25 protein-coding genes are annotated in these 21,380 nt (G+C 67.1%); 10 read left to right on the forward strand and 15 right to left on the reverse strand.

Annotation, left to right across the window (positions count from 1 at the left end; all coding sequences use genetic code 11):
- Positions 1–66 precede the first annotated feature (66 nt).
- The 3 genes from AC1D0A_RS15700 to galK all read left to right on the forward strand — a co-directional run bounded on the left by AC1D0A_RS15700 (position 67) and on the right by galK (position 4,604).
- Positions 67–2,232, forward strand: coding sequence for an alpha-galactosidase (locus AC1D0A_RS15700; protein WP_476946257.1), 2,166 nt, complete (start codon positions 67–69; stop codon positions 2,230–2,232).
- Between the two features lie 66 nt (positions 2,233–2,298).
- A complete protein-coding gene (galT, locus tag AC1D0A_RS15705; protein WP_476946258.1) occupies positions 2,299–3,435 on the forward strand; it encodes a galactose-1-phosphate uridylyltransferase in 1,137 nt (378 codons plus the stop codon).
- A complete protein-coding gene (gene galK / locus AC1D0A_RS15710; protein ID WP_476946259.1) occupies positions 3,432–4,604 on the forward strand; it encodes a galactokinase in 1,173 nt (390 codons plus the stop codon). Before galT ends, galK begins: the two co-directional genes overlap by 4 nt.
- Before the next feature lie 67 nt (positions 4,605–4,671).
- Here the strand turns inward: galK and AC1D0A_RS15715 are convergent, their stop codons facing one another.
- The 8 genes from AC1D0A_RS15715 to AC1D0A_RS15750 form a co-directional block, all read right to left on the reverse strand.
- Positions 4,672–5,388 carry an urease accessory protein UreD gene (locus AC1D0A_RS15715; RefSeq protein WP_476946260.1) on the reverse strand — a complete coding sequence of 239 codons (717 nt, stop codon included), beginning with the start codon at positions 5,386–5,388 and terminating at the stop codon, positions 4,672–4,674.
- A gap of 269 nt (positions 5,389–5,657) precedes the next feature.
- Positions 5,658–6,275: an urease accessory protein UreG gene (gene ureG, locus AC1D0A_RS15720; RefSeq protein WP_243178184.1), complete on the reverse strand. Its 618-nt coding sequence runs from the start codon at positions 6,273–6,275 to the stop codon at positions 5,658–5,660.
- A 34-nt stretch (positions 6,276–6,309) separates the two neighbouring features.
- Positions 6,310–6,975, reverse strand: coding sequence for an urease accessory protein UreF (locus AC1D0A_RS15725; protein WP_243178183.1), 666 nt, complete (start codon positions 6,973–6,975; stop codon positions 6,310–6,312).
- Between the two features lie 141 nt (positions 6,976–7,116).
- Complete coding sequence (gene ureE / locus AC1D0A_RS15730) at positions 7,117–7,599, reverse strand: urease accessory protein UreE (RefSeq protein ID WP_476946261.1); 483 nt, start codon at positions 7,597–7,599, stop codon at positions 7,117–7,119.
- 19 nt (positions 7,600–7,618) lie between these two features.
- A complete protein-coding gene (gene ureC, locus AC1D0A_RS15735; RefSeq protein ID WP_476946262.1) occupies positions 7,619–9,388 on the reverse strand; it encodes an urease subunit alpha in 1,770 nt (589 codons plus the stop codon).
- Positions 9,385–9,750, reverse strand: a complete 366-nt coding sequence (locus AC1D0A_RS15740; RefSeq protein ID WP_476942770.1) for an urease subunit beta — start codon at positions 9,748–9,750, stop codon at positions 9,385–9,387. Before AC1D0A_RS15740 ends, ureC begins: the two co-directional genes overlap by 4 nt.
- A gap of 8 nt (positions 9,751–9,758) precedes the next feature.
- A complete protein-coding gene (locus tag AC1D0A_RS15745; protein ID WP_223914842.1) occupies positions 9,759–10,061 on the reverse strand; it encodes an urease subunit gamma in 303 nt (100 codons plus the stop codon).
- A gap of 130 nt (positions 10,062–10,191) precedes the next feature.
- Positions 10,192–10,512 carry a DUF6221 family protein gene (locus tag AC1D0A_RS15750; RefSeq protein WP_028278211.1) on the reverse strand — a complete coding sequence of 107 codons (321 nt, stop codon included), beginning with the start codon at positions 10,510–10,512 and terminating at the stop codon, positions 10,192–10,194.
- Positions 10,513–10,609: 97 nt separating this feature from the next.
- Here AC1D0A_RS15750 and AC1D0A_RS15755 point away from each other — a divergent pair, with 97 nt between their 5' ends.
- Positions 10,610–10,945 carry a hypothetical protein gene (locus AC1D0A_RS15755; protein ID WP_476942771.1) on the forward strand — a complete coding sequence of 112 codons (336 nt, stop codon included), beginning with the start codon at positions 10,610–10,612 and terminating at the stop codon, positions 10,943–10,945.
- Between the two features lie 191 nt (positions 10,946–11,136).
- Here AC1D0A_RS15755 and AC1D0A_RS15760 read toward each other — a convergent pair whose 3' ends face one another.
- Positions 11,137–11,760 (reverse strand): TetR/AcrR family transcriptional regulator, encoded by a 624-nt coding sequence (locus AC1D0A_RS15760; protein ID WP_476942772.1) that lies wholly within the window; start codon positions 11,758–11,760, stop codon positions 11,137–11,139.
- A 67-nt stretch (positions 11,761–11,827) separates the two neighbouring features.
- On the opposite strand from AC1D0A_RS15760, the gene AC1D0A_RS15765 reads away from it, so the two are divergent.
- The gene (locus AC1D0A_RS15765; protein WP_028278214.1) at positions 11,828–12,328 is read left to right on the forward strand and encodes a cupin domain-containing protein; all 501 of its coding nucleotides are present in this window, start codon (positions 11,828–11,830) and stop codon (positions 12,326–12,328) included.
- 407 nt (positions 12,329–12,735) lie between these two features.
- Here the strand turns inward: AC1D0A_RS15765 and AC1D0A_RS15770 are convergent, their stop codons facing one another.
- Complete coding sequence (locus AC1D0A_RS15770; protein ID WP_156945220.1) at positions 12,736–13,215, reverse strand: hypothetical protein; 480 nt, start codon at positions 13,213–13,215, stop codon at positions 12,736–12,738.
- A 229-nt stretch (positions 13,216–13,444) separates the two neighbouring features.
- On the opposite strand from AC1D0A_RS15770, the gene AC1D0A_RS15775 reads away from it, so the two are divergent.
- Entirely contained in the window at positions 13,445–14,008 is a 564-nt protein-coding gene (locus tag AC1D0A_RS15775) for a dihydrofolate reductase family protein (RefSeq protein WP_476942773.1), read from the forward strand.
- Between the two features lie 129 nt (positions 14,009–14,137).
- Here AC1D0A_RS15775 and AC1D0A_RS15780 read toward each other — a convergent pair whose 3' ends face one another.
- A complete protein-coding gene (locus tag AC1D0A_RS15780) occupies positions 14,138–14,893 on the reverse strand; it encodes a LysR family substrate-binding domain-containing protein (RefSeq protein ID WP_476946263.1) in 756 nt (251 codons plus the stop codon).
- 122 nt (positions 14,894–15,015) lie between these two features.
- On the opposite strand from AC1D0A_RS15780, the gene AC1D0A_RS15785 reads away from it, so the two are divergent.
- Positions 15,016–15,420: a DUF5997 family protein gene (locus AC1D0A_RS15785; RefSeq protein WP_018775636.1), complete on the forward strand. Its 405-nt coding sequence runs from the start codon at positions 15,016–15,018 to the stop codon at positions 15,418–15,420.
- A gap of 141 nt (positions 15,421–15,561) precedes the next feature.
- On the forward strand, positions 15,562–16,170 hold the full coding sequence (locus AC1D0A_RS15790) for an NADPH-dependent FMN reductase (protein WP_476946264.1): 609 nt from the start codon (positions 15,562–15,564) through the stop codon (positions 16,168–16,170).
- Between the two features lie 28 nt (positions 16,171–16,198).
- Here the strand turns inward: AC1D0A_RS15790 and AC1D0A_RS15795 are convergent, their stop codons facing one another.
- Positions 16,199–16,576, reverse strand: a complete 378-nt coding sequence (locus tag AC1D0A_RS15795; RefSeq protein WP_476946265.1) for a VOC family protein — start codon at positions 16,574–16,576, stop codon at positions 16,199–16,201.
- Between the two features lie 197 nt (positions 16,577–16,773).
- Between AC1D0A_RS15795 and AC1D0A_RS15800 the strand changes: the two genes are divergently transcribed.
- On the forward strand, positions 16,774–17,406 hold the full coding sequence (locus AC1D0A_RS15800) for a hypothetical protein (RefSeq protein ID WP_243178174.1): 633 nt from the start codon (positions 16,774–16,776) through the stop codon (positions 17,404–17,406).
- A gap of 53 nt (positions 17,407–17,459) precedes the next feature.
- The gene (locus tag AC1D0A_RS15805; RefSeq protein ID WP_243178173.1) at positions 17,460–18,098 is read left to right on the forward strand and encodes an NADPH-dependent F420 reductase; all 639 of its coding nucleotides are present in this window, start codon (positions 17,460–17,462) and stop codon (positions 18,096–18,098) included.
- 123 nt (positions 18,099–18,221) lie between these two features.
- Here the strand turns inward: AC1D0A_RS15805 and AC1D0A_RS15810 are convergent, their stop codons facing one another.
- From AC1D0A_RS15810 to AC1D0A_RS15820, 3 genes are all read right to left on the reverse strand, one after another.
- Positions 18,222–18,704 carry a pyridoxamine 5'-phosphate oxidase family protein gene (locus AC1D0A_RS15810; RefSeq protein WP_476946266.1) on the reverse strand — a complete coding sequence of 161 codons (483 nt, stop codon included), beginning with the start codon at positions 18,702–18,704 and terminating at the stop codon, positions 18,222–18,224.
- A 128-nt stretch (positions 18,705–18,832) separates the two neighbouring features.
- Complete coding sequence (locus AC1D0A_RS15815) at positions 18,833–20,395, reverse strand: APC family permease (RefSeq protein ID WP_476946267.1); 1,563 nt, start codon at positions 20,393–20,395, stop codon at positions 18,833–18,835.
- On the reverse strand, positions 20,392–21,351 hold the full coding sequence (locus AC1D0A_RS15820; protein ID WP_476946268.1) for a universal stress protein: 960 nt from the start codon (positions 21,349–21,351) through the stop codon (positions 20,392–20,394). The genes AC1D0A_RS15815 and AC1D0A_RS15820 overlap by 4 nt, the downstream gene beginning before the upstream one ends.
- Positions 21,352–21,380 lie beyond the last annotated feature (29 nt).

Consider the following 21,380-nt stretch of genomic DNA (forward strand, 5'->3'; position numbering starts at 1 on the left):
CGGGATCCCCGAGCCGGAATCCCGCGCACCAGCACCTGACTTCCGCACTACCGAAAGCGAATCCCCATGCACCCCGTGCACCTGCGTTCTGCCGGCACCAGCGTCCTGCTGGCCTTCGACTCCGGCGAGGCCGAGATCGTCCACTGGGGCGCCGACCTCGGCGAACACCTCCCCGATCTGGCGATCCTCCGCGGGCCAGTCCCGCACTCCGCCCTCGACATCCCCGTCGCCGCCGGACTGCTCCCGCAGGCCTCCTCCGGCTGGGCCGGGCGGCCGGGCCTGCGCGGGCACCGGAACGCCGACGGCGGCCCCGGCCTGGACTTCTCGCCGGCCCTGCGGGTGGTTGCCGCCCAGATGCAGGACGGCGGGCGCACGGTGGTGATCATCCACCGGGACTCCGAGGCCGGACTCGAGGTCAGTTCCCAACTCACCCTGCACCCCGGCGGCCTCCTGGAGCTGGCTCACACGCTGACCAACAGCGGCACGGCCGAATACCAGCTCGACGAACTCGCCACGGTGCTGCCGGTGCCGCGGGACGCCACAGAACTGCTCGATCTCACCGGACGCTGGTGCCGCGAAAACCACCCGCAGCGGCACGCCGTCCAGCAGGGCACCTGGGTCCGCACCGGCCGGCACGGCCGGACCGGCCACGACTCGTCCCTGCTGGTGGCAGCCGGGACCGCCGGCTTCGCCAACCGCACAGGCCAGGTCTGGGCCACGCACCTGGGCTGGAGCGGCAACCACGAGCAGTACCTCGACAGCCTCGCGGACGGCCGGCGCATGCTCGGTGCCGCCGAGCTGCTCGGCTCCGCCGAAGTGGTGCTGCGCCCCGGCGGCAGCTACCGGACGCCGTCGCTCTACGCCGCCTACTCCGGCCGCGGCCTGGACGGCATCACCGAGGCCTTCTACCACTGGTTCCGTGCCCGGCCGCAGCATGTGGACACCACCTCCGGCCGGGTCCGCCCGGTGGTGCTGAACACCTGGGAGGCCGTCTACTTCGACCACAGCCTCGAGCCCCTGCTCGAACTCGCCGAAGCGGCCGCCGGGCTCGGCGTGGAACGCTTTGTCCTCGACGACGGCTGGTTCCGCGGCCGCCGCGACGATCACGCGGGCCTTGGCGACTGGTACGTCGACGAGGGTCTGTGGCCCGAGGGCCTCACGCCGCTGATCGACGCGGTCACCGGCCACGGCATGGAATTCGGACTCTGGGTCGAACCCGAAATGGTCAACCTGGACTCCGACGTCGCCCGCGAGCACCCGGACTGGATCGTGGGCCCGTCGCTGCTTTCCCACAAGGACGGCGGCCGGCTTCCGCACGCCTGGCGCCATCAGCACGTCCTGGACCTCGCCAACCCGGAGGCCTGGCAATACATCTACGGACGCCTCGATGCCCTGTTGCGCGAGAACAACATCGCCTACCTCAAATGGGACCAGAACCGCGACCTAACCGAGCACGGCCGCGGCGGCCGGCCGTCCGTCCACGAGCAGACGCTGGCCGCGTACCGTCTCTTCGACGCGCTCAAGGCAGCCCACCCGGACGTGGAGATTGAAAGCTGCTCCTCCGGCGGGGCCCGCGTGGACCTCGGCATCCTGCAGCGAACCGACCGGGTGTGGGCCTCGGACTGCAACGATGCCCTGGAGCGCCAGACAATCCAGCGCTGGACCCAGGCCGTCCTCCCACCCGAACTCGTCGGATCACATGTCGGCCCCACCACGAGCCACACCACGGCCCGCACCCACGACATCTCCTTCCGCGCCATCACCGCCCTCTTTGGCCATCTCGGCATGGAGTGGGACATCCGCGCAGCCACGGACGAGGAACGGGCCACGCTGCGCCGCGCCATCGCGCTCTACAAGCGCCACCGCGCACTGCTCCACTCCGGCAAGCGCGTCAACGCGGACACCGCCGAGCCCACCCTGAGCGTCCACGGTGTAGTTGCGCACGACGCCGGCGAGGCCCTGTTCGCTGCCGTGTCCCTGGCCACCGCCCCGGCTGAGGTCCCCGGACTGGCCTCACTGCCGGGCCTTGACCCGAAGCGGAACTACCGCGTCCGGGCCGAACTGCCTACCCTTCTCGACGGTGACTACGCGCACACCTTCTCCCAGATCCGGCCGCCGGCCTGGCTGGACGACGGGGCCGTTGCCACCGGGGCCTTCCTGCAGCACGTCGGCCTGCCCCTGCCGGTCCTGAACCCGGAGCACGCCCTGCTCCTCCACGTCCAGGCCCTCTGACCGTCCGGTCCCGCCCCCTGCTTCCGGGCCGGGCACCGCACGTCCCCTCACTTTCGAAGGAACCCCATGACCAGCATCATCAGCCGCAGCGACGCCCCGGCGTCGGTGTCCGCGGTGACCAGTACGCGCCTCGCCGACGGGCGTGAACTCCTGTATTTCGACGATACTTCCCATCCCCTGCAGCGCCCGTCGAGGGACCGCCGCGACCTTCCCGAGCGTGGCCCGTCCGGGGAAATCCGGTACGACGCGCTGACCGGGGAATGGGTGGCGGTCGCCGCGCACCGGCAACACAGGACGCATCTTCCGCCAGCGGACGAGTGCCCGCTGTGCCCGAGCACCGACGCGCGGCCCTCGGAGATCCCGGCGGATTACGACGTCGCCGTGTTTGAAAACCGCTTCCCCTCGCTCGGTCCGGATCTCGCCGCCGCCCCGGCAGCGCCGGGCTGGGGTACCCGCGGGACCGCCGGCGGCCGGTGCGAGGTCGTAGCCTTCACGCCCGAGCACACCGGGACGTTCGCCGCCCTCAGCACCCGGCGGGTGCGCACCGTGATCGACGCCTGGGCGCACCGCACCGAGGCCCTGAGCACGCTGCCCGGCGTGGCGCAGGTGTTCTGTTTCGAGAACCGCGGCCAGGACATCGGCGTGACACTGCACCATCCGCACGGCCAGATCTACGCCTACCCCTACGTCACGCCGAGGAGCGCGGTGATGGCCGCGGCCGCCCGGCAGTTCCATGAGGCGGCGGGCGGGACGGCCACCCTGACCGGGGCGATTTTAGCGAGTGAACGTGCCGACGGCGCCCGGATGGTGCTCGAGGGCGAATTCTTCAGCGCCTACGTGCCCTTCGCGGCACGCTGGCCGCTGGAAATCCATCTGGTCCCGCACCGCCAGGTTCCGGACCTCGCCGCGCTGACCGGCGCCGAGCGTGACGAGCTCGCCGTCCTCTATCCGGACCTGCTGGGCCGCCTCGACAGGCTCTACGGCAGCCCGACGCCGTATATCAGCGCCTGGCACCAGGCCCCCCTTGACCCGGTGCTGCGCCGGTCCGGGTACCTGCACCTGCAGCTCACCTCCCCCCGGCGGGCCGCGGATAAACTCAAGTTCCTGGCCGGCTCCGAGGCCGCCATGGGCGCCTTCATCAACGACACCACTCCCGAAGAGGTCGCAGCCCGGCTCCGGGACGCCAGGACAGGAACGGCATGACCACCACCGACACCGCAGGAACGGCCCTGGCGGACACGCTGACCCGCGCCTTCGCCGGCCACTTCGGCCATGACGCCGACGGCGTGTGGCAGGCGCCGGGACGGGTCAACCTGATCGGCGAGCACACGGACTACAACGACGGCCTTGTCCTGCCGTTCGCCATCAACCGCTCCACCACCGTGGCCGTGTCGGCCCGGGCGGACCGCACCGTGCGGCTGGCCTCGGCGTTCGCGGCCGCTGACCCGGTCGAATTCGATCTCGATACCTTCGCTCCGGACCAGGCGGCCGGCTGGTCCGCGTACCCGGCCGGCGTGGCCTGGGAGCTGGAAAGGGCCGGCATCACGGTGCAGGGCTTTGACCTGTACGTGACCTCCGATGTCCCGGTCGGCGCCGGGCTGTCCTCCTCCGCTGCCCTGGAATGCGCCGTCGCGTTGGCCCTGTCCGACCTCACCGGAGCGGGCCTGGGCCGAGCCGAACTGGCGGACATCGGGCGGCGGGCCGAAAACAACGTCGTCGGCGCCCCCACCGGGATCATGGACCAGTCCGCGTCGATGCTCGGCACCCGGGATTGCGCCGTCTACCTGGACTGCCGCGACCTCAGCTCGCGCCCGGTGCCGCTCGGCCTGGCGGAGTCCGGGCTTCTCTGCCTCGTGATCGACACCAAGGTCTCGCACGCCCATGCCACCGGCGGGTACGCCGAACGCCGGGCCTCCTGCGTCCGGGGCGCCCGGGTCCTGGGCGTCGGCGCCCTCCGCGACCTCGACGCCGCCGATCTGCCGCGGGCCGCGCGCATCCTCGACGACGTGACGTTCCGCCGGGTCCGGCACATCGTCACCGAGAACGAACGGGTCGCCCGGACCGCGGAACTGCTCACGACCCATGGGCCGCTGGCAATCGGAGACCTGCTGGACGCCAGCCACCGCTCCATGCGGGACGACTTCGAAATCTCCTGCCCGGAACTGAACCTGGCCGTTGACACCGCGCGCGCCAACGGGGCCATCGGGGCCCGGATGACCGGCGGCGGGTTCGGCGGCTCCGCCATCGCCCTGGTTCCAGTGGACGACGCCGATCAGGTCCGGTCCGCGGTCCTGGCCGGCTTCGCCGTCCGGAGGCTGCAGGCACCCGATGTCTTCGCCGTCCTGCCGGCAGAGGGGGCGCGCCGGCTGTGATCAGGCCGCCGGCGGGTGGTCAGCGGCCGAAGCCGGGGCTGCGCGGCTCTCTGCTGGGTCCCGGCCATCAGTACTTCCTCAGATCCAGCGGGTCCTGGCCGTACCAGCGCTTGCGCAGCAGGGCGGTGGCGGCTCCCAGAACACGCCGCAGCTCCTCCGTGCTGTTCGAGAGGGACCTCAGCACCAGCCCGGCCGTTCCCAGCACGGCGGCGGTGAGTGAGATGCCGGTATGGGCGCCGAGCCCGGCCGTGATCTCGTGGAGTTCGTCGGCAAGGGCTTGGTCCACCCGCGGGTCCACGACGATCAGCGACCCCAGATGGCTGAAGCCCTCCATGAACGCCAGGCCCGTTACATCGCCCAGGGGCGGCCGGATGAGCACGTTGTCCAGGGCCAGCAGCCCGCCCGCCTCCCCGACGGACGCCTCCGACTCGACCCGGATCTCGGTCCGCAACCGCAGCTCCTCGTACCGGAACGAGGCCCCGTCCGGCGACCACCCCGGGGTCACAATTTCGGCCATGATGAGGCTCGACGACGGCCGCACCGTCACGTGCGTATTCTGCCGGTAGCTGGCCTCCCGGTAGGCGATCACCTGATCCGGGGCGAGCTCCAGCCGAGCCCCCTCCCCGAGCCGCAACCGCATCCGCTGTTCGGCAAAGGATCCCGGAGTTCTGTAGATCTTGGTGGCCGACTGCGTGGCGAGCAGCAGCTTCGCCCCATCGGCCACCTCCACGTCAATCACATACAGGTCAGCCCCCAAATACGCCCCGCCCGGATTGACGAGCACATAACAAACCTGCCCGCTGCCATCCAAGTAATGCGGCCGCAAAACCCTCAAAGCCCCCCGATGGAACTGGTGCGTGGCGACAGAACGTCGCCCACGCTCGGCCACCACGAGTTCGAGCTGACCCATCGGTTCCCGGGCGCTCTGGTTGGCTCCAGCGGCTTCGCCGGATTTGGGGCCGTGCCCGCTTCGCGGTGCCCGCCACGCCGCGGCCCCAAAATCCGGCCTCGCCGCCTCAGCGGTTAGCTCGCCGGGACTGACCCCGGGAGCACTCACGGCGCCAGGTCGAGCATTAGGACGTCCCGCCGCACCCAGTCGATGACGCGGTCCAGCCCCTCGTCGGTCTTGAGGTTGGTGAAGCAGAACGGCTTCTCGCCCCGGAATTCCTTGGAGTCCCGCTCCATGACGGCCAGGTCCGCGCCCACGTGGGGGGCGAGGTCGGTCTTGTTGATGATGAACAGATCGGACTTGATCATGCCCTGGCCGGCCTTGCGCGGGATCTTCTCACCCTGGGCCACGTCGATGATGTAGATGGAAAAGTCCACCAGTTCGGGGCTGAACGTTGCGGAGAGGTTGTCGCCGCCGGATTCCACGAAGATCACCTGCAGGTCAGGGTGCCGCTGCTTCAGTTCCTCGATGGCGGCGGTATTCATGGACGTGTCTTCGCGGATGGCGGTGTGCGGGCAGCCGCCGGTTTCAACGCCGATGATCCGGTCGATCGGCAGGATCCCGTTGGCGGCGAGAATCTTGGCGTCCTCGATGGTGTAGATGTCGTTGGTGATGGCCGCCATGGAGATCGCCCGGCTCATGTGACGGGTGAGCCGCTCCACGAGCTGGGTCTTGCCGGCACCCACCGGGCCGCCGATGCCGATCTTGACGGGCTCAGACATATTCTTCTCCAGACATATTTCGTGTGTAGCTCGGTTAACTCATGAACATGCGGGCGCGCTGGCGTTCGTGCCGCATTTGCGAAATTTCCAGCCCCGGGCTGACGGCCCCAAAGTCATCAGGCGTGAGGTGACTGATCCGCTCGATAGCGGCGGCGACGCCGTCGGCGGCCTTCCGCAGGATCCGCTGGCCGGCGTTCTGCCCCAGCGGGATCGCCCGGACGGCGTTCTGCGTCAACGACGTCACCGCGGCGAACAGGTAAGCGGCAAGGGCCTCGGGGAGCGGTACGTTCAGGGACCGTGCGACGACGGCGAACGCCAGCGGCTGATGCCCGGCGGCACGGCCGGAACCCACCAGCTTCCGGTACTCCGCCAGATCTGCGGACGGAAAGATCTCGGCGCCGATCTCCAGTAGACGTCCGCCCATCTTGGTACTGGCCTCGCGCAACTGCCGGGGCAACAACTGGGCGGTCAACAACGCATCCAGTTCGGCAACCGGAACGTCCTCATAGAGGAACCGGATTGCCAGGGCGTCCGAGTACGTCAGCTGCTGCGAAATGAACGCCGCCAGCCACACCCCAAAGGACTCCTCATCGTGCACCAGCCCGCGCTCCACATACGTCTCAAACCCCAGCGAGTGAGCAAACGCCCCGGTAGGCAAAGCGGAATCCGTCAGCTGCTGCAACGCCAACTGGTAAGTCATAACGGGCTCCACGACGCAAGGCAAGCAGTCGAACCTGCGAAGGCGGGTGATAGGGGTCGCGGCGTGGCGGGCACCGCGAAGCGGGCACGACCCCTATCACCCGCCGCAGCGCTGGCGGCGCCCCAGCCGCGGAAGAGAAAACTAGTGCGAGTGTTCGGCATGGCGGAAGGGTATGGGCATCACGCGCTTCTGGCGGTCGTGGGGCGCTCCGACGTGTTTGAGATAGTCCTCCACGGTGTGGTCGTACTGGCAGACCATCACCTCCGCCCCGTACTCCGAGGACGCGTCGAAGAACTGGGCCTGCAGGTGCCGGTTGCCCAGGGAGTGGGCCACCATCCCCATCTCGTGGATGGAGCGCGGGGCGATCACCAGGACGTCAGTGGGCAACACCGACACCACGATCATGTTGGTGTCGGCCACGTGCAGGATGTCGCCGTCGCGCAGGTCCCCGGAACCGGCGGGGAGGCGGATGCCGAGTTCCTTCCCGTGGTCGGTGGTGACGCGCTGGATGCGTTTGACCAGCTGGGCGCTGGGCAGCACCACCTTCTCCCGATGGAGCCCAAAGTAGGGGTCCGGACCGGGAGGGAGGTCGTGGGTGTTGCCGAGGACCTTTTCGATGATCATGGTGGTCTCCTCTGGAAGCCTAGAAAAGGAAGTAGCGCTGCGCCATGGGCAGCACGTCTGAGGGCTCGCAGGTGACGTCCTCGCCGTCGACGCTCACCTGATACGTTTCCGGGTCCACCTCGATATCAGGGGTGGCGCCGTTGTGCTTGAGGTCCGCCTTGGTGAGGTTCCTGATTCCGGACACCGGCCGGATGACCTTCTCCAGTCCGAGCTCCGCCGGGACCCCGGCGTCGATGGCGGCCTGGGAGAGGAAGGTGATGGAGGACTGCTGCAGCGCCTTGCCATAGGCGGCGAACATCGGCCGCATGGTGCGCGGCTGCGGGGTAGGAATGGAGGCGTTGGCGTCACCCATGAGGGCGTAGGCGATCTGGCCGCCCTTGAGCACAAGGTCCGGCTTCACCCCGAAGAACGCGGGGTCCCAGAGCACCAGGTCGGCGAACTTGCCGACCTCTACGGAGCCGATGGAGTCGGCCATGCCCTGCGCGATGGCGGGGTTGATGGTGTATTTCGCCACGTAGCGCTTGAGCCGGAAGTTGTCGCTCTCCGCGCCGCGGCCGGAAGGGGCGCCGTGGCTGCCGGCGGCGCTATCCCCTGTGTCGTCCCTCTGGGGGTCTTTGAGGACGCCGCGCTGTTTCTTCATCTTGTCCGCCACCTGCCAGGTGCGGATGATCACCTCGCCCACCCGGCCCATGGCCTGGGAGTCCGAGGACGTGATCGCGAAGATGCCCAGGTCCTGCAGGACGTCCTCGGCGGCGATGGTCTCGGCGCGGATGCGGGAGTCCGCGAATGCCACGTCCTCCGGGATGTCCGGGTTCAGATGGTGGCAGACCATGAGCATGTCCAGGTGCTCTTCGATGGTGTTGCGAGTGTACGGCAGGGTCGGGTTGGTCGACGCCGGCAGGACATTGGGCAACCCGGCGATTTTGATGATGTCCGGGGCGTGGCCGCCGCCGGCGCCTTCGGTGTGGAAGGTGTGGATCACGCGGCCGTCGATGGCCCGGATGGTGTCCTCCACGAAGCCGCACTCGTTCAGGGTGTCGGTGTGGATGGCCACCTGGACGTCGTACTGGTCCGCTACCTGCAGCGACGTGTCGATCGAGGACGTGGTGGAGCCCCAGTCCTCATGGACTTTCAGCCCGATCGCGCCGGCGCGGATCTGCTCGGCCAGGGGTTCGACGGCGGACGCGTGGCCCTTGCCGAACAGGCCGATGTTGATGGGCAGCCCTTCGGCGGCCTGCAGCATCCGCTGGATGTGCCATATTCCGGGGGTGACCGTGGTGGCTTTGGTGCCTTCGGCGGGACCGGTGCCGCCGCCGATCATCGTGGTCACGCCGCTGCACAGGGCGGCGGGGACCTGGTCCGGGGAGATGAAGTGGATGTGCGAGTCCACCCCGCCGGCGGTCAGGATTTTCCGCTCGCCCGCAATGATCTCGGTGCTCGCGCCGATCACGATGTCCACGCCGTCGGTGATCTGCGGGTTGCCGGCCTTGCCGATCCGGAAGATGTGGCCGTCCCGGAGCGCGACGTCGGCCTTGTAGATGCCGGTGTAGTCCAGCACCACGACGTTGGTGATCACGGTGTCCGGAATGTCCGCATCACGGGTCAGTTGGCCGTTCTGGCCCATGCCGTCGCGGATCACCTTGCCGCCGCCGAACACCACTTCCTCGCCGTAAACGGTGAGGTCCTTCTCGATCTCAAGAAACAGATCCGTGTCGGCCAGGCGGATGGCGTCGCCCGTCGTCGGGCCGTAGAGGTCCGCATACTGCCTGCGGGATAGCTCGAAACTCACTGTGCGTCACCTTCCCCTTCGGGAACGTGGAGTCCGGAAACAGGGAGTTCGGTCTTGCGGAGTGTGCCGTTGACGGCGTTGCTGAGGCCGTACACTTCCCGGCTGCCCGCGAGCTCGATCAGCCGGACGGTCCTGCTGTCCCCGGGTTCGAACCGCGCGGCCGTGCCGGCCGGGATGTCCAGCCGGCGGCCGTAGGCGGCCGCCCGGTCAAACTGCAGCGCGGAGTTGGCTTCGGCAAAGTGATAATGCGAGCCCACCTGGACGGGCCGGTCTCCGGTGTTGGTCACCGCGACGTCCACCGCCTCACGGCCGGCGTTGATGACCAGCGGAGCGGAACTGAGAACGTATTCTCCCGGAATCATCGAAGCTCCTAACGGATCGGGTCGTGGACGGTGACGAGCTTGGTGCCGTCCGGGAAGGTTGCTTCGATCTGGACGTCGTGGATCATTTCCGGCACGCCCTCCATCACCTCGTCGCGGCCAAGGATGGTGGTTCCGTAGCTCATGAGCTCCGGAACGGTCCGGCCGTCCCGGGCGCCCTCGATCAGTTCGTAGCTGATCACCGCGACGGCCTCGGGGAAGTTCAGCTTCAGTCCGCGTGCCTGGCGGCGGCGGGCGAGATCCGCCGCGACCACGATCATGAGCTTTTCCTGCTCACGGGGCAAGAGGTGCATGACGGTATCCCTTCAAGAACCGAACCGGCTGGCGGACCGCAGAAGCCGCGGTGTGACCAGAGTAGGCCGCGGAGATTTCCTGCAGGTTTCCGGGACCCGTCATCATCTCAGGAGCTGACCGCTGACGGGACTATCCGGCGATCCGCCAGTGCGCCTGGAATTCGGGGTGGTCCGCATACGGCAGCGCGAGGGTGTGCAGGGAGAGCGTGGTCCATTCGATGACGTCCGGCACCCATCCGGCGTCGGCGGGTTCCTGGCTGACCAACGTGGCCAGCACGGACTGGCGTGCGGATTCAATGATGCCGATGAGCTGGCGCTTGGCCTCGCACTCACGGAGCAGGCGGCGTTCATACCACTCGCCGGAGACGGCAAGTGTGGGGTCGCCGAGCAGCTTCAGGGCGGCGGCTTCGTCTTCTCTAATGCGTGCGGTCAGGAACTCGACGATGTCCACTCACCGAGCCTATGCGCGCCGGTGCCCACAGGGCTACGGCCCGGCGTTTGCCCCTTTTCCTCAGGCCGGCACAAGCCGCGCTTGTTAGGGTGGGTGGATGAAACGACGTCTCGCCGCCCTTGCCGCTGCCGCCCTCTTGATCGGGCTTACCGGCTGTGGGCAAGTGCAGGATGCTACTGAAAAGGCCGTCAACGACGGGGCGTCACAGGCTGCGGCGGCGGCCGGCAATGAAGTGAAGAAGCAGGCCTGCGCCATCGTGAAGAACGGCCTGGTCAGCGCCAGCGACAAGGAACTGCTGGGCGGTCTTGTCAGCAGCGCGGAAGCCGCGGGTGCACCCGCTGAGATCACCACCCCGCTGCGCCAGATCGCCGACTCCGGCGACCAGGTTCCGGCCGAATCCGTCAAGGCCCTTCAGGACGCCTGCGCCAAGTAGCAGACCACGCTGGGAGCGGGTTGCGGCCCAGCGTGTGGAGTCCGGCGCTATGTGGCGGCGAACTGTGATCGCTCGAGGTCGCAGTTTCCGGCGGCAGGTGCCGTCTTGCATGGCATAGGTTTCGAGGCCACCCCCGGGCGAACGGATAACTGGGACAATGACGGCTGAAACGGACTTGGCAGGGCGGGAACCTATTCGCGGGTTGGAAGTCCGGCCGTCAGAGCGTGGGCCAAAAGGGCCCGGGCCGTCCATCGCATGGAGTCGATGGCCTCTTCCCGACTGAGACCTCCAACGTCTGTCAGCCATGCCAGGGACTCGATCCCTATGGCACTTCGGATGGCAAGGGCCAGTTGATGAATGTCCTGATCCGTCATTTGTCCCTGCAGTGGCGCAAGCGCCTCAGCGATCCAAGCAATCGCCCGTCCCTGCCGGAGGGGAAGGCCAGATACTTCACCGCCTGCCTGCTCCAGCGAAAGCCGCAGCATGGTGCGCTGCTGGGCTTCGGTATCAACAATGATCCTGGTGAACTCGGCCACCACAGCGTCCAGCCGCTCTGCCGCACCCGGAGGCGGAGACTCCGGCAGCAGCGACATGCGTGCCGTTTCCGGGTGGGCGGCCGCCAGTAGCTCCCGCTGGCCGGGGAAATACCTGTAGGCAGTACTCCGCGCTATGCCCGCAGCCTGCGCCGCATCATCCACCGTCGGCGAAACGCCGGACGCGACCAAAGAGCGCGCCGCCCCGATCAAAGCGTCCAGCGTGCGGCGCTTCTGCCCGATCCGACCAACGTCCGCGTAAGCCCTTGACATGATCTTCATGATACATGAGTCTTGTTATGGGACAGGTGTCCCATAAGTCTTCCTACCACTCATCGAGGCGAGCACCATGGAGACGAATAAGACCGCATCAGCACTCGTCCTGCAACCCGGGGAAGGGGCCAGGCGCTGGTTCTTCGGTGGAGGGATACACACATGGAAGGCGACGGAAGACGAAACCGGCGGAGCGTTCCTCATGTTTGAGGACGAGATGGCTCTCGACAAGGTAACACCGATGCACACCCATCCGGACTCGGATGAAACCATGTACATCCTGGCCGGAGAGATCTTGATGAACATTGACGGAGAGGAGCACCGGGTCACTACGGGCGGGGTAACCATCGCACCACGCGGCGTCCCCCACGCGTTCAAAGTCCTTCAGGACGGGACCCGTGTTTTGTGCCTCCACACCCCCGGCAGCGCGCAGGCGTTCTACGACGGCGCCAGCGAACCCCTCGGCTCGAGCAATAAGCCGGGCGTTGTGGACTTTGAGCGCATTCGCGAATCAGGGCGGATAAACGGTGGCATCGAAATCGTCGGCCCTCCTCCGTTTCCCGAGAATCAGGACTGAGGACTCAATTCGCGTGCCGTGAGATATCCCCCACCGCGGCAGCCCTTCATTCGCAGAACTCTCAGCCCTGCTGTTGATCCGAGAGGACTCGAATTCATTCGAGATCCTCCGCCGGTGTAATTGAAGTTGCGAGATCCTCGGCAGCTCTCGAACGACTGCTCCGTCTGGCTATAAGGACCAGTGCGGCGGCACCTGCCAGCCCACAGGCCAGCCCCCGCGTCTAAGGATGAGTGGGGCTGAGCCGTCGGACACTGTGCCTTGACTCATCGCGGAGCTGGTACGGAAGGCCAGGGGACAGCTCTGATTCACATCGACCTGATACCGGTTTAGGGCCGCCTCACATGGGGTGCCTGCCCCGGCAAACGAGGAGACAGAAAGTAGCCGCAAACCGATCGTGCAGCGGGCGGTCAGGTCGGGTCAGCTGCAGAATTCGAGGCAAGGACGTCATTGCGGATTGCCCAACGCGCGATGGCTGCCGCTGCGCCAACGGTGGCCCAGGGAATCAGTAGCCAGGGCTGCCAGCCGAGGCCCAGGACGCTTCCCAGCAGCCAGAACACGAGGGTGGGCACCGCGAAAAAGGCTCCGATGTGGATCCATTGATTCCGGACCGGGCGCAAAAGATAGGCCAACACCCAGGCCAGTGGCGCCGCAAACACCAGGGAAACTCCGAAGCCATACAGAATCACCATGCCCAAAAAGCCCCATACGTGGCCGGCGTCGGTGCCGTCCCGCCAGGCGGGCACACCATAGCCTGCCGCCACCAGGAGAAGTAGCACGCCGACCCAGAGCGAGGTGGCGATGAGCCAACCCTTGATGAACGCGTAAGCATCGAGGACCACTCCGTGTGACCGAACTGTCGGCGGTTGCACCGCATCCCCTAATGCCATGGGTTTAGCCTACCGATGCGCAAAAAACTTTCCGGCCGTGCCGAGGGTGCGGCCGTCCGATAGGGGATCCTTCACCGGGCAGCTCAGTTGAATCGCGGACCGAAGGCTATGGCAACCAGATCATGGGCAGTTACGGTGGCTCCATGAGGGACAGGATGCTGCCGATCATATGCGGGACGACAGAGTTCAATGACGCCCCTCGACCACGACAAAACGGAAGGCTGGCGCCGTGCGAAAACTGATCTACGGCATGAATCTGACCCTGGACGGCTACATCGCCGCAGCCGGCGACGACATCGGCTGGAGCGCGCCGAGCGACGAACTGTTCCAGTGGTGGCTCGACCAGGAGCGGGCTAGCAGCCTGTCACTGTACGGCCGCAAGCTCTGGGAGACAATGAGCTCCTACTGGCCGACCGGCGACCAGCAGCCCAACGCCACCCCGGCGGAGATCGAGTTCGCGCGGAACTGGCGGGACACGCCAAAGGTGGTGTTCTCCTCGACGGTCGACAACGTCGACTGGAACACCCGCCTGGTCACCGGCGACGCGATCGCCGAGATCACCCGGCTCAAGGCCGGCGACGGCGGCCCGATGAGCGTCGGCGGCGCAACGCTCGCCGGGGCGGCCATGCGGGCCGGGCTGATCGACGAATACGCGCTAGTCACCCATCCGGTCCTGGTGGGCGGCGGCACTCCGTTCTTCACCTCGCTGGACAGCTGGGTGAACCTGAACCTGGTGGAGACGCGGACGTTTCCCGGCGGCGTGGTCCTGACCAGGTACGAGACGAGGGGCTGAGCGCGATTCCTCCGCGCGGTCGGGGAAGTACATCCACCACCACTCACCAACCAGCCGCTCGGCGCGTCCTCCCGGAAGGAGACACCCAGCGATCACAGAACGCCGCCAGGAGCGTCCGACTCCACGTGCCTAGCGTTTGCCCTTTTTCCGGGATCCCTTGCCGCGGCCTTTGTCCGGGTTGGGCGCGTAGCGCTGCGCCACCTTGGGCTTCTTGGCGGCTCCGGTGCCGCGCCGGTCCGGCTTGGGCTCGCGTTTGGGTTTCTCCTGCTGCGCCGAGGGCTGGCGCGAGCTCGCCGCGGTGCGTCCGCGGACAATACCGATGAATTCCTCGATGACCTCGTCCGTGGCGTCGCTCGGCCAGGCCAGGGCAATCTCCGTGCCGGGCGCGCCCGTGAGCTTCCGCGCCACGGTGTCCTTGACGTTGAAGTGCCGGGCCACGGACATCGGCAGGATCACCAGCCCGGCACCGGAGGCCACCACTTGCAGGGCCATCGCGGGTCCGCCGAGCTCCTGCACATCGAGAAACGTCTCGGCAGACAGGTCCGCCAGGTCCACTTCTTCAAACAAGGAGACCTCGTGCCCCTTCGGTGCCACCACCACCGGCTGCTCCTCGTAGAGCGGGATCACGCTGAGGCCCTCGCGTTCCACCGGGAGCCGGACGAAACTCAGGTCCGCGGTACCGTCGCGGAGCACGGACAGCTGCGCGCCGTCGTCGGACATAAAGGAGTGCAGCGGAACATCGGGCATCCGTTCCTCCCAGCGGCGGATCCATTTTCCCGGTGTCACACCGGCCACGTACGCGAAGCGCAGCTCCCGCCCGAGTGCGACGGCTGGGACGACGGCGGTTTCGTCGGGGGTCTGGGATGGTTCTTCTGCTGCGGACACATGTTCACAGTACCGCCCGGGGTGGCGCGGGGGTCCGTCTCGATGGCGGCACCGTGCTGATCCGGTGCTGGGTTGGTACTGGGTTGGTGCCCTGCGGGCATCCCGGCAGATACCCTTGGACTATGACCTCTGCAAACTCCCAGTCCATGAAACCGGCCACCGTTGCCAAGAAGCTTGGCATCTACCTGCCGGCGACACCCCAGGAGTTCCAGGATTCAACCATCACCCGCGCTGATTTTGCCGATCTCCAGGCCAACCCGCCGGAGTGGCTCGCGGAACTGCGCCGCAACGGCCCGCACCCGCGCCCCGTGGTGGCGCAGAAGCTCAACGTCTCCATCGCCGGCCTGGCCCGCGGTGGTGTTGAGGAAGCGCTGACGACGGCGGAAATCACCGCACTGCTCCAGGCTCCCCCGGCCTGGCTGGTGGCCGAGCGCGCCACCCACGCCGCCGTCCGCGCCGAGGCCCAGCGGGTCAAGGACGAGGCCGCCAAGAAGGACGCCAAGAAAGCCCGCGCCAAGGCCGAATAGCGGCACGCGCTTTCTCCCGGCGCCACTTTTCATCCCGCGGACACAGGACTACGCTCGCGGAATGGGTCGGGGCCGCCGGTCCGATCCCCTCCGTATCCCAATTCACCTGCCACCGGCGGCGTATCGGGAAGGAACAAGGCAGTGGCCTTCAAGATCGGATATTTTGTCGGGAGCCTCTCGAGCAATTCGATCAACCGCACTTTGTCCAGGGCGCTGATCCGGCTTGCGCCTGCGGAAGTGGAGTTCACGGAGATCCCCATCAGGGATCTGCCGTTGTACAGCCCGGATTTTGATGCCGCCTTCCCACCCGTTGGGCAGGCCCTCAAAGATGCCATCTCGGCTTCCGACGGCATCCTGTTCGTCTCGCCCGAATACAACCGGTCCATCCCCGGAGCGCTCAAAAACGCCATCGACTGGGGATCCCGGCCCTGGGGCACCAACTCCTTCGCCCGCAAGCCCACCGGGATCATCGGCGCCTCCCCCGGCGGCATTGGGACGGCCGTGATGCAGTCCTCGTTCCGCAGCGTGCTGAGCTTCCTCGACGCGCCGCAGCTGAATGCTCCGGAGGCGTACATCCGCTTCGTCCCGGAGGCCTACGGCGAGGACGGCGAGGTCAAGGACGAGGCTACGGCCGGGTTGCTGCGCCACTACATGGAGGAGTATGCCTCCTTCGTGGCGCGGGTCCTGGCCGCCAATGCACCGGGCCATATCGGCGACGAGCACCCGGACAAGGACAAGACGAGCCGTTAGGCAGAGTCAGGGCGCGGTGGTCCGGCATCTAGTCCTGGTGCAGCTGCACGAAGTTCCCGCAGCCGTCATCCAACACCACACTGGTTCCGCCGGGCCCTTCGGACGGTTCCCCCTGGAACACCACGCCCTTGGCCGCCAGCCGGTCGTATTCGACGCGCACGTCCGGCACGCCAAAGACGATTGCGGGAATTCCGGCGTCGTGAAGACCGTTCATGTAGGCCGCTCCGATCGGGTTGTCACTGGGTTCCAGCAGCAGTCCGGCGCCTCCGTCACCATCCGGATCCTTGATGATGTAGAGGTTGTGCTCCGGCATGGCCATCAGCGTTTCGAAGCCCAGCGTGCCGGTGTAGAACTCATGGGCCGAGGCTGGATCCTTGACGTGGATACTGCACATTTTCAGTCGCATGGCCCCTAGGCTACGCCGGGAGGCTCGGCGTAGGAACCGCGACGCGGCCTCCGCACGGGGCCTTGGCGCCCGGGTTTGCGTCCACGCTGGCGCCGGGCATTGCCCCGGCCCGGCAGGCATTGACGGCCCCGCCGCCAGGGATTCCAATGGAACTAGCGGAACAGCGCCCGCCCGGGACCGTTCCGGGGAGGTGTGCAATGACGCTTTCACTATCCGGCGCCCTCGCGGCCTGGCAGTTCCTGGCCCTCGCCATTTTGGTTGCCGGGGCAGCGTTCGCCGCGGTCTATTTCGCCCGCAAGCACCTGGCGGCCGACGACGGGCCTTCCGAAGGCGCGGACGGCGCGTTTTGGGACGCATTCGCCGGACTCGCCGTCATTGTCCCCGCCATCGTCCTGGCCTCCTCCACATGGCCTTGGGCCGGCCTGGCCCTCGGGATGCTGGCCGCGGGAGCTGCCCTGGCGGCCGTGGCTGCGGCACCCCGGCTGCTCCGCCGGCAGGAAGCCCGCCGGGCCAGCCGGGAAACCCGGCTCTTGAACGAGGCGGCCGCCGCACGGCACCGGAGCGCCCTCGCCCGGTGGCAGCGGTACGAACTGGATCCGGGATTCTCGATTGACTATCCCGCGATGAGCGATACCCGGCAACCGGAAACCGCGGCACTGATCCGGGCGATCAAGGCCGCCGAGGGCCTCGGCGGCCGTACGGACCGCGCCTGCACCGATGCCGCCTACGCCCCGGCCGTGGAACGGCTGGAACATGCCCTGGCTGCCGCCGAACGCGCGGCCGGCGTCAGCGCCGCCGGGCCGCGTGGCCCGGACCACGCGCACGGCTGATTCCCCGGAATTGCCGATCCGGCAGTTCGCGGCCACCTTGGAAAGGTTCCATCATGACTGACATCACGATCATCGGCAGCGGCAACATGGCACGGGCGATCGGGACCCGGGCTGTCGCCGCCGGGCGCTCCGTCCAGATCCTGGACCGGACGCCGGAGAATGCCGCCAAGCTCGCTGCTGAACTTGGCGGCACCCCCAACTCCGGCGGCCTGAGCGAGGTTCCCGAGGGCGACATCGTCATCCTCGCGCTGTACTTCGGCCCGGCCAAGGAAGTTGCCACGCATTTCGGCGACACGCTCAGCGGCAAGACGGTGGTGGACATCAGCAATCCGATTGACACCGAAACCTTCGACTCGCTGGTGGTCGACCCGGGGACGTCGGCGGCGGAGGAAATCGCCGCACTGCTCCCGGGCGCACGGGTGGTGAAAGCCTTCAACACCACCTTCGCCGGCCCGCTCGGGTCCGGGGAAGCCGGTGGCCAGCCGATGGATGTCTTCATCGCCTCGGACTCCGAAGAGGCCCGCAACGAGGTTGCGGTCTTCGCCGAAGCCGCCGGGCTGCGTCCGCTCCAGGTGGGCGGACTGCGCCACGCCCGCGAACTCGAGGGCTTCATGCTGCTGGTCATGGCGCTGCAGGTTAGCCCTGCGTATCCAACCTTTAACTGGGGCACCGGCCTGAAAATCACCGACTAGGAGCAGTCCGGTCCCGACCGGCCGTCATCGGCCCAGAGCGGTGATACTGAGCGATCATACGGAGCGGTGATATCAAGCGGCTATATCCACCGGTGAGACCGGACGGTGGCGCGGTTCAGCGCGCTACAGCTCGACCGTGCCGCTGTCGCCGACGCTCATCCGGCTGCTGGTCACCTTGGACTTGATCCACTGCAACACGGTCGCCGCCGTGCCGCCCGGGCTGGTCCAGTACTCGGCGGAGTCCGAGTCGACGTGGAGCAGGACCACCTCGGGGGTGTCCGGGCCGTCCGGGAACCAGGCCTCCACCACCTGATTCCACATGTCGTGGATCAGTTGCCGGTCAGTGACCACTTCAGCGGTCCCGGCCACCGAAACCCACTCGGTGCGCTTGCCGAAGGAGACGTTCACCGCCGGGTTGGCGCGGATGTGGGCCACCTGAGAGGTGGTCGCCGACGTGAAAAACCACATGCCGCCGTCGTCCTTGACCTCCTGGACGGCCAGCGGCCGGCTGACGAGCGCGCCTGCCTCATTGATGGTGGTGAACATTCCGATGTGCGAATCGTTGATGATGTCCGTGACCTTGCTGATGCTTTCGGCATCCGACATACTCTCACCTCGTTCTGGTTCCGACGGAGGAAGGTCCCCCTCCGGACAGCCTATTGGTAAGTGTGCTTACTTTCCAATGGCTGCCGGCCTGAGACCTTCCCGGGATCTTCCCTGAACCGGCAGTGGGCTCAGTGCCCGCGGGTCAGGACCTGGCCCCTGAAGAACTCGGGGCGGAGCTTGGCCATGACCAGCATGAGCACCACGCCCAGCAGGATGACGCCCATGCCCAGGATGAAGACCAGACCCACACCGCCGATCGACGACCCTGATCCGTACGCGGGATCCATGGAGTCGTAGGCGGTCTTGACGAACATGACCAGCAGGATGACGCCGCCCAGGAGTGGCGCGAGGAACTTGAAGAAGAAGGCCCTCGCTCCGCTGAACGCCTCGGCGCGGAAAAACCAGACACAGGCCAACGCGGTGATGCCGTAGTAGAAGCAGATCATCATGCCCAGGGCCGTGATGGTGTCCCACAGTGCGTTTTCCGACGTGGTCCGGGTGATGACATAGAACGCGGCGGCCGCGACGGCCGAGGCGATCGTGGCATAGCTCGGCGACTTGTATGTGGGGCTGATCCTGCCGAACTTCTGCGGCAGCGCCCGGTAATGGCCCATGGACAGCAGGGTGCGCGCCGGCGAGACAAATGTGGACTGCAGGGACGCGGCGGAGCTGCTCAGGATGGCCAGGGACATCAGGATGGCGAACGGGCCCATCACCGGTCCCGCCAGGACGGCGAAGATACTGCCCTGGTTCTCCGGATTTCCGGCGCCCAGCCCCGTGTCGCCGACGCCGGCGTAGCTCAGCGTGGCCAGTGCAACCGTCATGTAGATGATCACGATGACCAGCACGGTGATGGTGGCGGCACGTCCCGGCGTTTTCTCCGGGTTCTTGGTCTCCTCGTTCATGGTCAGCGTGACGTCCCAGCCCCAGTAGATGAAGATGGACAGCGAAACGCCGGCGGCGAAGGCGGAGAAGGATCCCACGGCGAACGGGTTAAACCAGTCCGGGGAGATGGCCGTGGCGTCAAAGGCGGTTCCGTTGGCGACATGGCTGAACGCTGAGACCGAGAACCAGGCGAGGACCAGCAACTGAAATCCCACGAGAACGTACTGGACGGTCTTGGTGGTTTCCATGCCGCGGTAGGAGATCCAGCACGCGAGGGCGATAAACACCAGCGTGGTCGCGATATTCAGCGGCAGGTTGGTAGTGAGGTCGGCGAGTTCGGGATTGCCGAAGATCTGCGCCAGCATGAGGTAGAAGAAGTCCACCGCGACGGCGGCCAGGTTCGAGAGCACGATGATGGTGGCGGCGATGAGTCCCCAGCCGCCCATCCAGCCAATCCAGGGTCCGAACGCACGCGAGGCCCAGGTGAAGGAGGTCCCGGCGTCGGGCATGGCGTTGTTCAGCTCCCGGTAGCCGAAGGCCACCAGCAGCATGGGGACAAAGCCCACCAGGAAGATCGCCGGCAGTTGCACGCCGACCTCGGCCACGGTGGGACCCAGGGCGGCCGTGAGGGTGTATGCCGGGGCGATACAGGAAATGCCGATGACGACGGCGCCAATGAGCCCCACCGATCCGGCTTTCAGGCCCTTTTCACTCAGTCCGTGCTGCTGTTCGGTCTGCGATCCGGTCTGCGATCCGGTGTGCTGTCCTGTCTGCGACGGCTTGGACATCGCATGGTCTGCGCTCATTGTTGTGCCTCTCGGGGGGTGTCACTCGACGCTGAATGATTGAGGTGCTTGAGTTCATAGTCGCTGGGGACCACGATCATCGGCACCGGCAGGGCACGCAGAATGCGGCCCGCTGTGCTGCCGAGGAAGATGGAGCGGCCCTTGGCAAGCCGGCTGGATCCGATCAACAGGACCTCGCCGTCTTCCCAGTCCAGGCGGTCCACGGCTTCCTCGATGCTGCGCCCGTGGGCGACGACGATTTCCGTCTTCGCCTCTACATGGGCTTCCGTCTTGGCCTCCCCCGGGACCTCTGCCTTCGCCTCCCCCGGGACTGCCGGCCCGCCGGCAGCCAGTGCGTCGGCAAGGCACTTGGCCGCATACTCCCGGGCCGCGTCGGCTGAATCGGCCGCATCGCCGTCGAGGGCCAGAAGCGACACCACGCGCAGCGGCACGTCCCGGTTCGCCGCCATGCCCAGGGCGAATTCGAGCAGCTTCTCCGCGCCGGCCCGGGTTCCGAGCCCGCAGCTGATCCGGGTCAAGGCCTCCTGGCGGTGGTAGCCGTGCGGTGCCAGGGCCACCGGAACGGGCGAGGCGTGGAGCAGTGCACTGGCCACCGACCCGATCGTGAACCGTTTGAAGAGCCCGGTGCTGGTGGCCCCGATGATGAGCATGTCCGCGCCCAGTTCCTCGGCCGCCTCGATCAGTGCGTGCGCGTCGGAATCATGGCTGCGGATGTGGGCCTGCGCCGGGACACTGGATGGAACCAGCGCCAGGGCCTGGTCGAGCCACTCCTGGGCCTGCTCGGTGAGCAGATTTTCGAAGCCCGCCTTCGGTGCGAGGGCATGCCCGGACTGCTGCACTTCGGGCACCACCAGCACAAGGTCCAGGCTCGCTCCACGCCCGAGCGCCAGGGAGACGGCCAGATTGACCGCATCATGGCCCCTGGCATTGGCTGAATACCCCACTACGTAACGCATCTGGCCGCTCTCCTAACTGATCTGGACTG

It is taken from the genome of Arthrobacter sp. P1_D4 (assembly GCF_056406115.1).

Excerpts from the sequence above, each read along its gene's own strand:
- AC1D0A_RS15700 (WP_476946257.1), top strand. The coding sequence starts at position 67 with ATGCACCCCGTGCACCTGCGTTCTGCCGGCACCAGCGTCCTGCTGGCC.
- galT (WP_476946258.1), top strand. The coding sequence starts at position 2,299 with ATGACCAGCATCATCAGCCGCAGCGACGCCCCGGCGTCGGTGTCCGCG.
- galK (WP_476946259.1), top strand. The coding sequence starts at position 3,432 with ATGACCACCACCGACACCGCAGGAACGGCCCTGGCGGACACGCTGACC.
- ureG (WP_243178184.1), bottom strand. The coding sequence starts at position 6,275 with ATGTCTGAGCCCGTCAAGATCGGCATCGGCGGCCCGGTGGGTGCCGGC.
- AC1D0A_RS15725 (WP_243178183.1), bottom strand. The coding sequence starts at position 6,975 with ATGACTTACCAGTTGGCGTTGCAGCAGCTGACGGATTCCGCTTTGCCT.
- ureE (WP_476946261.1), bottom strand. The coding sequence starts at position 7,599 with ATGATCATCGAAAAGGTCCTCGGCAACACCCACGACCTCCCTCCCGGT.
- AC1D0A_RS15740 (WP_476942770.1), bottom strand. The coding sequence starts at position 9,750 with ATGATTCCGGGAGAATACGTTCTCAGTTCCGCTCCGCTGGTCATCAAC.
- AC1D0A_RS15745 (WP_223914842.1), bottom strand. The coding sequence starts at position 10,061 with ATGCACCTCTTGCCCCGTGAGCAGGAAAAGCTCATGATCGTGGTCGCG.
- AC1D0A_RS15755 (WP_476942771.1), top strand. The coding sequence starts at position 10,610 with ATGAAACGACGTCTCGCCGCCCTTGCCGCTGCCGCCCTCTTGATCGGG.
- AC1D0A_RS15760 (WP_476942772.1), bottom strand. The coding sequence starts at position 11,760 with ATGAAGATCATGTCAAGGGCTTACGCGGACGTTGGTCGGATCGGGCAG.
- AC1D0A_RS15765 (WP_028278214.1), top strand. The coding sequence starts at position 11,828 with ATGGAGACGAATAAGACCGCATCAGCACTCGTCCTGCAACCCGGGGAA.
- AC1D0A_RS15770 (WP_156945220.1), bottom strand. The coding sequence starts at position 13,215 with ATGGCATTAGGGGATGCGGTGCAACCGCCGACAGTTCGGTCACACGGA.
- AC1D0A_RS15785 (WP_018775636.1), top strand. The coding sequence starts at position 15,016 with ATGACCTCTGCAAACTCCCAGTCCATGAAACCGGCCACCGTTGCCAAG.
- AC1D0A_RS15795 (WP_476946265.1), bottom strand. The coding sequence starts at position 16,576 with ATGCGACTGAAAATGTGCAGTATCCACGTCAAGGATCCAGCCTCGGCC.
- AC1D0A_RS15800 (WP_243178174.1), top strand. The coding sequence starts at position 16,774 with ATGACGCTTTCACTATCCGGCGCCCTCGCGGCCTGGCAGTTCCTGGCC.
- AC1D0A_RS15805 (WP_243178173.1), top strand. The coding sequence starts at position 17,460 with ATGACTGACATCACGATCATCGGCAGCGGCAACATGGCACGGGCGATC.
- AC1D0A_RS15810 (WP_476946266.1), bottom strand. The coding sequence starts at position 18,704 with ATGTCGGATGCCGAAAGCATCAGCAAGGTCACGGACATCATCAACGAT.
- AC1D0A_RS15815 (WP_476946267.1), bottom strand. The coding sequence starts at position 20,395 with ATGAGCGCAGACCATGCGATGTCCAAGCCGTCGCAGACAGGACAGCAC.
- AC1D0A_RS15820 (WP_476946268.1), bottom strand. The coding sequence starts at position 21,351 with ATGCGTTACGTAGTGGGGTATTCAGCCAATGCCAGGGGCCATGATGCG.